The organism is Enterococcus sp. DIV1411a (assembly GCF_050531945.1).
Classification (GTDB): Bacteria; Bacillota; Bacilli; order Lactobacillales; family Enterococcaceae; genus Enterococcus_B; species Enterococcus_B faecium.
In genome coordinates this window covers 1331553-1344685 of sequence record NZ_CP172892.1, presented here as the reverse complement: position 1 = coordinate 1344685, position 13133 = coordinate 1331553, and the positions used below count along the sequence as shown (strand labels likewise).

Sequence of the window (13133 nt, the reverse complement as noted above, 5' to 3'; positions counted from 1 at the left end):
TCTGAGATGGATAAGTCAAAAGTAATCTATGTGTCTGGGTATCGAAGTTTCGAACTCGGTGTTTTTAAAGAAAATGATCCTAAAATCCAAGTTGTTAAAAATGTTTTAAAAAAAGAACTCCATCAGTTAGCAGAAGAAGGGCTGGAATGGGTACTTGTCAGTGGGAATTTGGGCGTCGAACTATGGGCTGTGCAAATAGTAGCGGAATTGAAAGAAGAATATCCGGAACTATCTCTTGGTATTTTGTATCCTTTTTCTGATTTTGGTAATAACTGGAATGAAGGGAACCAAGAAAAAAAACAATTAGCAGAACAATTAGCAGATTATGTCGAAGCTGTTAGCCATCAACCCTACCAATCACCTAGTCAGCTAAAGAATCACACTCGTTTTATACTTGAGCATACAGTGGGCTGTCTGCTGATCTATGATGAAGAATTCCCTGGAAAAACGAAGTATTTTTTTGAAGATGCACAGAATTACCAAGCAGATCATCCCTACGAAATTCGGCTGATCAGTATGGACGATCTTCAAAATTTTAGTGAATAATCGATATTGTGTTTGATTTATCAACTTTTTTCCTATACAATGAAAAAGGTAGAAATGTTATTACGTAAATGAAAACTAGAGGTGTAAATATGGCGAATTTGGTTTATAGTCCTAAAGACATTTTACAACAAGAATTCAAAACAAAAATGCGCGGCTATGATCCCGTTGAAGTTGATGAATTCTTAGACAATATCATCAAAGATTATGAAACTTACAGCAAAGAACTCCTTGCTTTACAAGAAGAAAACGATCGATTGAGTGCAAAAGTAGCTCAATTATCTAAAACTCAAGGAGCAGCTCAAACACGCGTGCAACAAACAGAGGCACCAAAGAGCGCAGCAGTGACCAATTTTGATATCTTAAAACGCTTGTCAAATCTTGAACGTGAAGTATTTGGTAAAAAGCTTGATCAACAAGCAAGTGCAGTCAAACCAGCACAACCTAATCCAAATAACTACACAAATGCAGACACAAGCTTAGATGATAATGAAAAAACACGTCAATTTTAATTTTTGATTAATGAATTTGCGGTTTTCGGGTAATCGCGGTCTGACTTGATCAGGCTGAGGAAAGTCCATGCTCGCACAGGCTGTGATGCCTGTAGTGTTCGTGCTTAGCGAAACCATAAGCTAAGGTACTCTTTGGAGTAACGGCAGGAAAACAAGCTAAGGCTTCGGCTATGCTTAAGTATCCTTGAAAGTGCCACAGTGACGAAGCGGCTGGGGAAACCCATCCGGTGGAACGCGGTAAACCCCTCGAGCGAGCAACCCAAACAATGGTAGGGGCGCTTTTTGTCTGGAAGAAGAACAGGACAAAAAGGCAGTATAACTGCAGATAGATGGTTACCGCTTTGTTTTTTCTCCCTGGAAAAGCAAAGTACAGAACATGGCTTATAGAAAACCGCAAACATCAGGGAATTAGGTCGTGACAAAAGTAATGCGTTATAAGAAACAAGAAAAACATTTGAAAGCTATTTTTCAATACTTCAGATGAATCGTTCTTATTACAAAACAAACTTTTGTATCACCGGTTATTCGGAATTTGAGTAAAAGTGTGGGGTAGGACTGATGTCCCACCTCCTTTTTTTATAAATAAGGAGATTGTGTATGGAAAAAAACAGGAAGTTCAACCTCGTCGCAACTGCGGCAAGCGGGCTAGAAGCACTGGTTGGTAAAGAATTAAGAGATCTTGGAATCGAATGCCAAGTTGAGAACGGACGTGCACGTTTTGAAGGAACAATGGAAACGATCGCTACAGCTAATTTATGGTTACGTACAGCAGATCGAGTAAAAATCGTGGTTGGGGAATTCGATGCGTATACGTTTGATGAATTGTTTGAAAACGTAAAAGCATTGCCTTGGGAAGATTTTCTTCCACTAGATGCAGCTTTTCCTGTAGCTGGAAAATCGATCAAGTCGAAACTATATAGCACACCTGATTGCCAAGCGATCACAAAAAAAGCAATCGTTGAACGTCTCCGTACCTATTATCACCGTCCAGCTTCTGTACCACTGACGGAAACTGGCGCACATTTTCAGTTGGAAGTAGCTTTGCTGAAAGACCATGTGATGGTAACTCTGGATACGACAGGACCAAGTTTATTCAAACGTGGTTATCGCTTAGAAAAAGGTGGAGCACCATTGAAAGAAAACATGGCAGCAGCACTTATTATGTTGACAAATTGGCGAAAAGACCGTCCATTTTATGATCCTGTATGTGGTTCAGGTACGCTTTGTATTGAAGCAGCCTTAATAGGCCATAATATCGCACCAGGATTCAATCGTGAGTTTGCTTGCGAATCTTGGGATTGGTTCAGTCAAGAAATCATGGAAAATGTTCGATCAGCAGCCGAAGAAAAAGCAGATTATGATATTGAATTAGATATTACTGGTTCAGATATCAATGGACGGATGATTGAAATTGCCAAAGCCAATGCAGAAGAAATCGGATTAGGCTCTTCGATTACCTTTAAGCAACAAGCAGTCAAAGACTTCAAAACGGATAAAGAATACGGGGTCATCGTGGCTAATCCGCCTTACGGAGAACGTCTAGGAGAAGAAGAAACTGTTCGGAAATTATATAAAGAAATGGGCGATGTATTCCGTCCATTAAAAACATGGAGTAAATATATCTTGACTAGCGACTTAGCGTTTGAGGAATTTTACGGACAAAAAGCAACCAAAAAAAGAAAATTGTACAATGGTGCATTGCGTACGGATCTATTCCAGTATTGGGGAACTCGTCCGCCTAGAAAAAAAGAGAAAGACGAATAATCTTACTAATTGATTCATTCAATTGGATGTTTGGAGGAATAGGGAATGAAAGAAAAAGAGTTTTTACAAGAAGTAAAAGAAATCAATCTTCTACAACAAGCTTTAGGAATCCTCGATTGGGATACACAAACAGGTATGCCTGAAAAAGCTAGTGCATACCGAAGTGAAGTAGACAGCTATCTTTACAGCATTTATTTTTCAAAAAAAATCGGTCCAAAAATCAAAGAAGCCATTCGCTATTTTTCTGAACATCCGGAAGAATTGTCGGAAGTTGGAACTGCCGTTTTTGCCAAAGTAAAAGAAGAGTATGATTTGGAACATCGCGTACCGGAAGATCTTATGAGAAAATATACAGCTGCCGTTTCTTCAGCACACGGACAATGGCAAAAAGCTAGAGAAACACAACAATTTTCTGATTTTCAACACGCATTGAATCAAAATATTGAATTAACAAAACAGTTGATACCTTACTGGAGAAAAGATGAAAAGACGAATTATGATGTTTTGCTGAATCAATACGAACCCGGGATGACTGTCGAAATCCTTGATAAGGTATTTGATCAGCTTAAAGAAGGAATTCTTTCGATCCGCCGTACGCTCCAAGAAAAAGGGACTGAACCTGAAACAGACTTTTTAAATCGGAGAATGACGAAAAAACAACAGAAGAGATTTGTAGTGAAAGTAATCGAACAACTTGGTTATGATTTTAGTCGTGGTCGTTTAGATGACACTGTCCACCCATTTATGACTGGAATTAATCCGAATGATGCACGAATCACGACACGATGGAACGAAACAGATTTCAAAATGGCTGTTTTTGGAGTGATCCACGAGGCTGGTCATGGTATGTATGAACAAGACATCGATGATAAATATGCGTATACACCGGTTTATGAAGGTACATCAATGGGTATCCATGAGTCACAATCGTTGTTTAACGAGATCATTATTGGAAGTAGTCGCAGCTTCTGGAAAAAGCAATATCCTTTCTTTCAAGAATGTGCAGAAGGAACATTCGATGATATTCCTTTTGACAAATTTTATCGTTCATTGAACCATACAAAATCAAGTTTGGTTCGTATCGAGGCAGACAGTTTGACTTACCCTCTCCATATCATCATTCGTTATGAAATCGAAAAAATGATTTTCAATGAAGGGGTAGATGTTGCTGAACTACCTGAAATATGGAATCAAAAATATGAAGAGTATCTGGGAATACGACCAACAAATGATGTGGAAGGCATCCTACAAGACGTTCATTGGTCAGGTGCAAGCTTTGGTTATTTTCCCTCTTATGCATTAGGGTACATGTATGCGGCACAATTACTTCATTCTTTGCAGCAAGAAATAGATGTGGAAAATGTTCTAGCGTCAGACGATTATTCTCCAATCAAAAACTGGATGTCAGAGCATATCCATCAATATGGTGCATCTAGAAAACCAAATCAATTAATCATGGATGCAACACATGAACCGCTTAATCCGCAATACCTGATCGACTATATGAAAGACCTGTATTTTAATGTATATCAGGTAAAATAAAATACAATTTACAAAGATAGCTGAAATTCATCTAATCTATAGATGTTTTCAGCTATTTACTTAAGAAAGAAGTGGAACGAATGGATAAATTACAAGTGATCGCTGATTATAGTATGGACCAATTAGCGCATGATCAAACAGGACATGGGAGCGATCATACCAAAAGAGTTGTCAAGTTAGCTGAAAAAATTTTGGAGACGGAACCGCAGGCAGACCGCTTTGTGACGCTTGCAGCAGCTTACCTACATGATACGATTGATGATAAAGTCGTTAAAAATGAGAACGAGGCAAAGCAACAGCTTCGTGTATTCCTTCGCTCTTTGCCAATAGTAGAGGAACAGATCTCGATGATTTTTTCCATTATCGAAAATATGTCCTTTTCTAAAAATCTCTCTGAAGCGGCCGAACTATCTCTGGAAGGTAAGATCGTTCAAGACGCTGATCGTATCGAAGCATTAGGAGCAATCGGCATTTTGCGTACTGCTTATTTCGGCGGTGGACATGGGCACCCGATTTTTGATCCTGAACTGTATCCGCAAACATTCAAGGACAAAGAAAATTACCGAAAAGGCACGACAGTGATCAATCATTTTTATGAAAAACTGTTCTTGCTGTCTGATAAAATGAATACTGATTACGGATATGAAGAAGCCAAACGAAGAGAAACCTTCATGCGTGAATTCTTAGAAGAATTTTTTCTGGAATGGTCTATTGACGATGAAAATTTTACTCCAGACAATTGGATCAAAAATAACAAAAAATGATGGAGGTTGTGACAGAAGTGGTCAGCTCCAAGATATTTCGGATCATTTTCCGTAAAATTTACTTCTGGAACACTGTTTACCAAGAGGTCATGAGCCTGCCGTTCAGCCCCGAGTCACAAGGAACAATTTCAAAAAATAGCTTCTCATGTTTGATGAATATTGTAACTTGTGATTCGGAATTGGCAGGAGAACACCGTTTATTCGGAAGAATAGGACTGTGACAAGACTTTTGTCACAGTCCTTTTTTCGAATTCAACAAGTAAAACTTTTAAGAAATATTCAGAGAGTAAAATTAAAAATTGCTGATAAATAAAGATGGAAGTTTTATGTATTTTTATTGGTCTATGCAATAAATAAATTAAATATTCAGAATACAATTGATTTTAACGAAAGGGCTTCTATCAATGGTTGTGTTGTATTTATCTGCCCAGGTAGAGTAAAATAGATCATTATCTAAAAGGTAATTGTTCATACTATATAAGTCATTTGAAAGTAAAAAGATACTGTAAATAAAAAATGTGGTTAAATAATTCTCATAATCAGTGTAAGCGTTATCAAAAATATGGCATACTTGCTTTGTAGATGAATGACACGATATATGTTTGGTATGTTCTGCAAGACAGATGAATATGGAGGTGGAGACAATGTCTTCCAAAGAACTAACAATGTATTTAGAGAAAGAATTGGATCAACTGAAAGAAAAGGGGTTATACAATACGATCGACATACTAGAAAGTGAAAATGGTGCTTGTATCATCGTAGACGGAAAAAGGATGATCAATCTAGCATCCAACAATTATCTTGGATTTGCCAATCGCGAAGAATTGAAAAAAGCATGTATTGAAGCAACCGAAACTTATGGTGTAGGAGCAGGAGCAGTCCGAACGATCAATGGTTCGCTGAAAATCCATCAGCAATTAGAAGAAAAAATCGCAGAATTCAAAGGGACAGAAGCAGCAATCGCCTTTCAATCTGGATTCAACTGCAATATGGGCGCTATCTCTGCAGTAATGACAAAAGAAGATGCTATCTTATCGGATGAATTAAACCATGCATCTATTATTGACGGTTGCCGCTTATCCGGAGCAAAAATCATCCGAATTAAACATCAAGATATGAAAGACCTTGAGAAAAAAGCAAAGGAAGCGATAGAAAGTAAGAAATATAAAAAAATCATGTATATCACAGATGGTGTTTTCTCCATGGATGGAGACATTGCACGATTGCCGGAAATTATTCCGATTGTTGAAAAATATGGACTGGTCACCTACGTTGATGATGCGCACGGCTCAGGCGTAACTGGAAAAGGTGCAGGAACCGTCAAGCATTTTGGATTAAGCGACAAAATCGATATGCAAATGGGCACGTTATCGAAAGCTATAGGTGTTGTTGGGGGTTATGTAGCTGGATCGAAAACACTAATCGACTGGTTGAAAGCTAGAAGTCGGCCATTCCTATTTTCTACTTCGCTAACTCCAGGTGCAGCTGCAGCTGCATTGGCTTCGATTACTTTGATGCAAGAACATCCGGAACTTGTCGAAAAAGTTTGGGAAAATGCTAATTATTTTAAAGAAGAATTGAAAAAAGCAGGCTATAACATCGGTATGTCTGAAACACCTATTACTCCAGTCATTTTGGGAGACGAAAAAGTGACTCAGACTTTCTCTAAGAAGCTGATCGAACATGGGATTTATGCTAAACCAATCGTTTATCCAACTGTGCCTCTTGGGACAGGCAGGATCAGAAATATGCCGACTGCGGAACATACGAGGGAAATGCTTGATGAAGCAGTAGCAGTTTATCAAAAAATAGGAAAAGAAATGGAAATTATTTAACTAAATTTAGTTTTTTCGTCTATTTAAAATTAGAGAACATGTTCACGCATATATTGTTAATCATCTGAAGATAGTAGTAAAAAAGATCAGGGAGGATCATCATGAAAAAAGTATTGGTGACAGGATGTTTAGGACAAATTGGTTCAGAGTTGATCACACGACTACGTCAAGAACTAGGCAGTGAAAATGTCATTGCGACAGATATACGCATGCCTGAAGTCATTGAGAAAAACGATATCTTTGAGATCCTAGATGTAATGGATTACGAAAAAATGCGCAGCATAGCAGAACAATATCAAGTGGACACATTGATTCATTTGGCTGCTCTTTTGTCAGCTGTTGCAGAAGCAAAACCACAATTAGCCTGGGATTTGAACGTGACTGGGCTGGTCAATGCATTGGAAGTCGCTAGAGAATTCCAGCTGAAATTTTTTACGCCAAGTTCAATCGGCGCGTTTGGTCCAAATACTCCAAAAGATCATACCCCACAAGATACTCTTCAGCGTCCTACAACCATGTATGGGGTAACGAAGGTAGCTGGAGAACTACTATGTGATTGTTATTATGTGAAATATGGCGTAGATACTCGTGGTGTCCGTTTCCCTGGATTGATTTCTTATGCAACCTTGCCAGGAGGCGGTACGACAGACTACGCAGTCGATATTTATTATTCAGCAATCAAAGAAGGAAAGTACACTAGTTTCATTGATCAAGGTACATCAATGGATATGATGTATATGCCAGATGCGATCGATGCCATTATAAAACTCATGAATGCAGATCCTGATCGATTGGTTCATCGAAATGCCTTCAATATATCGGCGATGTCTTTTGACCCGGAAGAGATCAAAGCATCTATTCAAAAAATCATACCAGATTTTGAAATGGATTATGATGTGGATCCTGTACGTCAGTCAATAGCAGAATCTTGGCCAAATTCACTAGATGTTTCTTGTGCGCAAGAGGAATGGGGCTTTTCGCCGAAATACGACTTAGATGCGATGACAAAGGATATGTTGGAAAAACTGAAAGAAAAATTGGTAGAGACGGTATAAAACAAGAACCACATCCAAAAAGTTTTTTATACTTTTGGGATTGGCTATGGTATGAAAGGGGACAAGGGATGGAAGAATATCAAGCCACGCCAGTAAAAGAAGTAAAAATAGAAAATGAATTAAAACGTACGATGGGATTTTTTACTGCTTTATCGACTGTTATGGGCACAGTGATCGGTGCAGGGGTATTTTTTAAAGCCGCAAGCGTAGCAGAAGTTACAGGATCCGCCAGTTTGCATATGTTTTCTTGGTTTCTCGGTGGTATGATTTCTGTCTGTGCAGGACTAACAGGAGCTGAACTGGCAGCTGCTATTCCAGAAACAGGAGGGATGATTAAATATATCGAACGGATTTACGGAAATACAGCAGCTTTTTTATTGGGCTGGGCGCAAGTCGTGATTTATTTTCCAGCAAATGTAACAGCCTTGTCGATCATTTTCGGTACACAGTTCGTCAATCTATTTGGTCTTTCCCAGTCAATGATTGTTCCCGTAGCTGTTACAGCTGCTGTATCGATCCTGCTGATCAATTTTTTAGGTTCTAAAGCTGGAGGGGCTTTTCAGTCGATTACGCTTGTCTGCAAGCTTATCCCTTTGTTTGTGATCGTCATTTTCGGTTTGTTCCGACAAGAAGGAGTAGACTTCCAACTGTTTCCGATCCAAGCAGGAGAAAATCTTTCATTTTTCTCAGCCTTGGGAGCGGGCTTGCTAGCAACGATGTTCGCATACGACGGTTGGATACACGTAGGAAATATTTCGGGAGAATTGAAAAAGCCGGCGAAAGATTTGCCAAAAGCAATTTCTTTAGGAATCATCGGAATCATGATCGTTTATTTATTAGTAAATGCGGTGTTCTTAAGAACCGCATCTATCGACGGAGTCGCAGGAAACAGCAATGCGGCAAGTGACGTTGCAAAAATGATTTTTGGCGGCTTCGGTGGAAGACTGGTCACAGTTGGTATCTTGATTTCTGTTTATGGAACCATCAATGGCTATACCCTTACTGGAATGCGTCTCCCTTATGTTATGGCAAAAGAAAACAACCTGCCTTTTAGCAAGCTCTTTGCTAAACTTCATGATAAAACTAAAGTTCCTGTAGCCGCAGGTATCTTAGAGCTAGTCATCGCTATTGGCATGATGATGATCGGTGGTTTTGATACACTAACGGATATGCTGATCTTTGTCATTTGGATTTTTTATACGATGGTCTTTGTTGGTGTCATTCTTCTTCGTAAAAAAGAACCTGATTTGTTTCGACCATACAAAGTTCCAATGTATCCGTTTATTCCACTAGTAGCAATCATTGGAGGGACTTTTATCGTATCAAGCACGCTTATCACTCAGACCTTTTTAGCTTCGATGGGGATAGTATTGACACTTGCCGGTATCCCGATTTATCTCTATTTAAAACGTAGATAGCTAAAACATTCGAATTTTATTAAAACTGCACTCTCTGCCAAACAAAATATTTTATTTAAATGAGGAGTACGTGGAAGAAATGTCAAAAGTACTCGTTAATTTTGATCACGTAAATGTCGTTTTGTCTACAATGAAATAGCAAAGTAAAAGACAGAAATCGGGCTCAACCGATTTCTGCCTTTTACTTTGATTTGCGTAACTGAACTATTCGGCGTACGCCGCGATAAATATTTAATAAAACCAAGCAACCAGAAATGAAAATGGGAAGCCAAATCAGATAGACAGGGTAGCCAAGCACTTTAGACAAAGCTTGTGGAGTCATTTTATCCATTTCAAGAAGTGCTTGCTGCCAAGTCTGAAGATTGAAGACTAGCATGAAACCCGAAATAATCAGGAGAATAAATCCTAAATAATGAATTGTAGTTCTTTTTCTTACATAAGCGATCGTAGCATAAAGGAACAGTAAAAAAATAGGTACGCCAAAAACAAAGTACATATTCAGCATCTCGACACCCCCTTTGTGTTTATCTTACTTTACTTTGAAAGAAATGAGAAATAATAGCCTCGTTACTTGCTTGAAACAGCAAAGGACTGCTAAGATAAGAGAGATACAAAGAATCAAGGAGGAGTCATATGGCAAGTTATATCGAACCGATTCGTTTTGCGCTGATTGTTTTTCCATTTTTAGCCTTAGCGATCTCATCTGTTTTTTTTTATTTATGAATATCGAAAGTATGGAACATTTCTAGTAACAAGGGCAGTTATTTTGTATTCTTTCGTTTTTTATTTATTGTGTGCGTATTTTTTGGTGATCTTACCACTTCCGGCAAAGGAGACGGTTGCCCAAATGACTGGGCCAAAGATGGAGCTGCATTTATTTGCTTCATGGCAACATTTCAGAGACAACACGGTATTGGTCTTGTCTGAACCTAGTACCTACCTGCCGGCAATGAAGCAGAGTGTATTTTTGGAACCAGCTTTTAATGTTTTATTACTCATACCATTTGGCATTTATTTAAGATATTATTTCCGGCTTTCTTTTATGAAAACGATGATTGCTAGTTTCTGCCTTTCTCTATTTTTTGAATTGACGCAGCTAAGTGGACTTTATTTTATCTACCCAAGACCATACCGCTTATTTGATGTGAATGATTTAGTGACAAATACATTGGGTGGAATCATTGGTTTTGTCGTTACGCCGTTATTTACATTTATGCTTCCTACAAGAAGACGAATGGATGAACTTTCTTATGAAAAAGGAAAGACTGTCTCATTGACTCGACGCTTGGTCGCTTATTTGATCGACTGGACATTTTTATCTCTTATTAATTTGGTAGCGGCGATTTTCTTTAAACTTGCGTTCGATTCAGGGACAGTTACTTCTCATATCTGGTGGCTTTTATTAGAAGTAGGGGTATACTTTATGATTGTACCGTTTATAACCAATGGATGGACACTTGGCAAAAAAATTGTGCGTATCCGTTTGGTGGAAGAAGACCGCGAACGAATTTCTTTAAAAGCATTGATGATCCGCTACGGGTATCTGTACTTTCTTTTTTATGGTTTAAGCTGGTTGGGGCAGTTGCTTCAGCAAATCATGAATTCGACAACGAATACGGTGTTGCAGATGAGTGCAGTATTCATTTCTCTCGGTGTCTTGTTACTACAAGGTATTTTTATTTTAAATATCTTGCTATCATTTTTGAGAAAAAAACGGATTCTGTTTTATGAAAAAGCTAGTCACACATATACTGTTAGCACGATTGGCCAAACAAAGGATGATGATTCTCGAAATTAGCTGAGCAAAAACGCTTTGTCTGTGTTATAATGCCAAAGTCGTGATAATTTAAAGAGAAGAGGTGCACGAATGAATAATTTTGATATATTCCGCTTCAAACCGTTTATCAATGAAGCGTTAACCGCAAAGGGCTTCAAACAGCCCACAGAGGTCCAGGAACGTTTGATTCCTTTAATTGCAAAAGGAAAAAATATCATTGGGCAATCTCAAACTGGTACAGGAAAAACACATACGTTTTTGTTGCCTTTGTTTGAAAAAATCAATGCAGAAAAAGAGGAAGTACAAGTTGTTATTACAGCTCCAAGTAGGGAACTAGCTGCACAGATCTATGAAGCAGCTACACAAATCGCTAAATTTTCTACACCGGAGATCCGTGTCTCGAATTTTGTCGGCGGTACAGACAAACAGCGTCAATTAAATCGTCTGCATCACCAACAGCCACAGGTTGTAGTAGGCACGCCTGGTAGAATATTAGACATGATGAATGAACAAGCGCTGAAGATTCACACCGCATTTGCATTTGTTGTCGATGAAGCGGATATGACATTGGATATGGGTTTTTTAAATGAAGTAGACCAAATTGCAAGTCGATTACCAGAAAAGCTGCAGTTTTTAGTTTTTTCTGCCACTATTCCAGAAAAACTTCGTCCATTCTTACGAAAATACATGGAAAATCCAATCATTGAAGAAATCAAACCAAAAGCAGTTATTTCTGAAGACATTGAAAATTGGCTGATTTCAACAAAAGGTAAAGATGAGAATCAAATGATTTATCAACTGCTGACAATTGGTCATCCTTATTTAGCAATCGTATTTGCCAATACAAAACAGCATGTGGATGAAATTGCCGATTACTTGAAAAACCAAGGCTTGAAAGTAGCAAAGATTCATGGAGACATCACCCCAAGAGAGAGAAAACGAGTGATGCGACAAGTACAGAATCTGGAGTATCAATATGTTGTAGCGACTGATTTAGCTGCTAGAGGGATCGATATCGAAGGTGTCTCTCATGTTATCAATGCAGAAATTCCAGAAGATCTAGACTTCTTTATCCATCGTGTCGGACGTACTGGACGTAATGGCTTAAAAGGAACGGCCATTACGTTATATTCGCCAAATGATGAGCAAGCCATTGATGCGATAGAAAAATTGGGCGTCTCATTTGAACCAAAAGAAATCAAAAACGGGGAAATCGTCAAAACATACGATCGTAATAGACGTGCCAAACGAGAAAAATCAAAAGATGTATTAGATCCCACGCTGATTGGTCTTGTGAAGAAGAAAAAGAAAAAGATCAAGCCTGGTTATAAGAAAAAAATCGATTGGGCAATTGCAGAAAAAAATAAAAAAGAACGCAAAATCGAACGCAGACAGCAAAGCCGTACTGCTCGTAAAAATAAGAAAAATTCACATAAATAAAAAACAAGAGGTTGTGACAAAAGGCGTGTCACAATCTCTTGTTTTTAAGCTAGACTTTTTTCCATTCCGATACAAAGTACTTCATCTTCAATAAAAGGTTCTGTGCAAGTATGATACCCTTGTTTTTCATAAAAATCTACAGCCGTCATTTCAGCTACTACATAACTAGTCTGACAACCTTCTGAAACCGCCCGTTTTTCAGCAGCTTCAAGCAACTGACCGCCTAACCCTTTTCCTCGGTATTCTTTTGCTACGCAAAATCGTTCCGGCTTGAAGCAAGTAGGTGTTTTCTTTTCATAACGCAAAGTAGCTACTGGTCTTTTTTGATCAAGAAATAGATAATAGGTTTGTTGCGGGATATCTTTTCCGTCGAATTCTAGTTCTGCAGGAATCCCTTGTTCTAATACAAAAACTTGATATCTCAAAAAGCAGCTAGCTGCGCGTATCCATTCATCCGCTCCAACTATTTTTTTCATCATATTC

At 38.4% G+C, this 13133-nt stretch carries 11 protein-coding genes, 1 other RNA gene and 1 pseudogene; 11 read left to right on the top strand and 2 right to left on the bottom strand.

From position 1 onward, the window contains the following. Nucleotides 1-6 precede the first annotated feature (6 nt). From IGJ87_RS06475 to IGJ87_RS06435, 9 genes are all read left to right on the top strand, one after another. Nucleotides 7-546: a DUF1273 domain-containing protein gene (locus tag IGJ87_RS06475; RefSeq protein WP_002299695.1), complete on the top strand. Its 540-nt coding sequence runs from the start codon at nt 7-9 to the stop codon at nt 544-546. An 89-nt stretch (nt 547-635) separates the two neighbouring features. Beyond that, entirely contained in the window at nt 636-1055 is a 420-nt protein-coding gene (gene gpsB, locus IGJ87_RS06470; RefSeq protein ID WP_002295835.1) for a cell division regulator GpsB, read from the top strand. Between the two features lie 21 nt (nt 1056-1076). Continuing rightward, nucleotides 1077-1444: RNase P RNA component class B (gene rnpB, locus IGJ87_RS06465), an RNA gene on the top strand. A 208-nt stretch (nt 1445-1652) separates the two neighbouring features. Then, nucleotides 1653-2819, top strand: coding sequence for a THUMP domain-containing class I SAM-dependent RNA methyltransferase (locus IGJ87_RS06460; protein ID WP_002289183.1), 1167 nt, complete (start codon nt 1653-1655; stop codon nt 2817-2819). Between the two features lie 45 nt (nt 2820-2864). Continuing rightward, nucleotides 2865-4361 (top strand): carboxypeptidase M32, encoded by a 1497-nt coding sequence (locus IGJ87_RS06455; RefSeq protein ID WP_002289184.1) that lies wholly within the window; start codon nt 2865-2867, stop codon nt 4359-4361. An 80-nt stretch (nt 4362-4441) separates the two neighbouring features. Further along, nucleotides 4442-5125 carry an HD domain-containing protein gene (locus IGJ87_RS06450; protein ID WP_002289185.1) on the top strand — a complete coding sequence of 228 codons (684 nt, stop codon included), beginning with the start codon at nt 4442-4444 and terminating at the stop codon, nt 5123-5125. Nucleotides 5126-5769: 644 nt separating this feature from the next. Beyond that, entirely contained in the window at nt 5770-6960 is a 1191-nt protein-coding gene (locus IGJ87_RS06445) for a glycine C-acetyltransferase (RefSeq protein ID WP_002299697.1), read from the top strand. Nucleotides 6961-7061: 101 nt separating this feature from the next. Next, nucleotides 7062-8015: an L-threonine 3-dehydrogenase gene (locus tag IGJ87_RS06440; protein WP_002325703.1), complete on the top strand. Its 954-nt coding sequence runs from the start codon at nt 7062-7064 to the stop codon at nt 8013-8015. Nucleotides 8016-8083: 68 nt separating this feature from the next. Next, complete coding sequence (locus IGJ87_RS06435; protein ID WP_002323546.1) at nt 8084-9433, top strand: APC family permease; 1350 nt, start codon at nt 8084-8086, stop codon at nt 9431-9433. A gap of 181 nt (nt 9434-9614) precedes the next feature. On the opposite strand, the gene IGJ87_RS06430 is transcribed toward IGJ87_RS06435, so the two are convergent. Continuing rightward, on the bottom strand, nt 9615-9938 hold the full coding sequence (locus IGJ87_RS06430; protein ID WP_002299700.1) for a hypothetical protein: 324 nt from the start codon (nt 9936-9938) through the stop codon (nt 9615-9617). Nucleotides 9939-10066: 128 nt separating this feature from the next. On the opposite strand from IGJ87_RS06430, the pseudogene IGJ87_RS06425 reads away from it, so the two are divergent. Next, nucleotides 10067-11231: pseudogene (locus IGJ87_RS06425) on the top strand (VanZ family protein). A 69-nt stretch (nt 11232-11300) separates the two neighbouring features. Continuing rightward, nucleotides 11301-12650, top strand: a complete 1350-nt coding sequence (locus IGJ87_RS06420) for a DEAD/DEAH box helicase (protein WP_002289190.1) — start codon at nt 11301-11303, stop codon at nt 12648-12650. A 44-nt stretch (nt 12651-12694) separates the two neighbouring features. Here IGJ87_RS06420 and IGJ87_RS06415 read toward each other — a convergent pair whose 3' ends face one another. Beyond that, nucleotides 12695-13126, bottom strand: coding sequence for a GNAT family N-acetyltransferase (locus IGJ87_RS06415; protein WP_002295842.1), 432 nt, complete (start codon nt 13124-13126; stop codon nt 12695-12697). Nucleotides 13127-13133: the final 7 nt, after the last annotated feature.

Coding starts and splice junctions, on each gene's coding strand:
- IGJ87_RS06475 (WP_002299695.1), top strand. CDS start 7: ATGGATAAGTCAAAAGTAATCTATGTGTCTGGGTATCGAAGTTTCGAA.
- gpsB (WP_002295835.1), top strand. CDS start 636: ATGGCGAATTTGGTTTATAGTCCTAAAGACATTTTACAACAAGAATTC.
- IGJ87_RS06460 (WP_002289183.1), top strand. CDS start 1,653: ATGGAAAAAAACAGGAAGTTCAACCTCGTCGCAACTGCGGCAAGCGGG.
- IGJ87_RS06455 (WP_002289184.1), top strand. CDS start 2,865: ATGAAAGAAAAAGAGTTTTTACAAGAAGTAAAAGAAATCAATCTTCTA.
- IGJ87_RS06450 (WP_002289185.1), top strand. CDS start 4,442: ATGGATAAATTACAAGTGATCGCTGATTATAGTATGGACCAATTAGCG.
- IGJ87_RS06445 (WP_002299697.1), top strand. CDS start 5,770: ATGTCTTCCAAAGAACTAACAATGTATTTAGAGAAAGAATTGGATCAA.
- IGJ87_RS06440 (WP_002325703.1), top strand. CDS start 7,062: ATGAAAAAAGTATTGGTGACAGGATGTTTAGGACAAATTGGTTCAGAG.
- IGJ87_RS06435 (WP_002323546.1), top strand. CDS start 8,084: ATGGAAGAATATCAAGCCACGCCAGTAAAAGAAGTAAAAATAGAAAAT.
- IGJ87_RS06430 (WP_002299700.1), bottom strand. CDS start 9,938: ATGCTGAATATGTACTTTGTTTTTGGCGTACCTATTTTTTTACTGTTC.
- IGJ87_RS06420 (WP_002289190.1), top strand. CDS start 11,301: ATGAATAATTTTGATATATTCCGCTTCAAACCGTTTATCAATGAAGCG.
- IGJ87_RS06415 (WP_002295842.1), bottom strand. CDS start 13,126: ATGAAAAAAATAGTTGGAGCGGATGAATGGATACGCGCAGCTAGCTGC.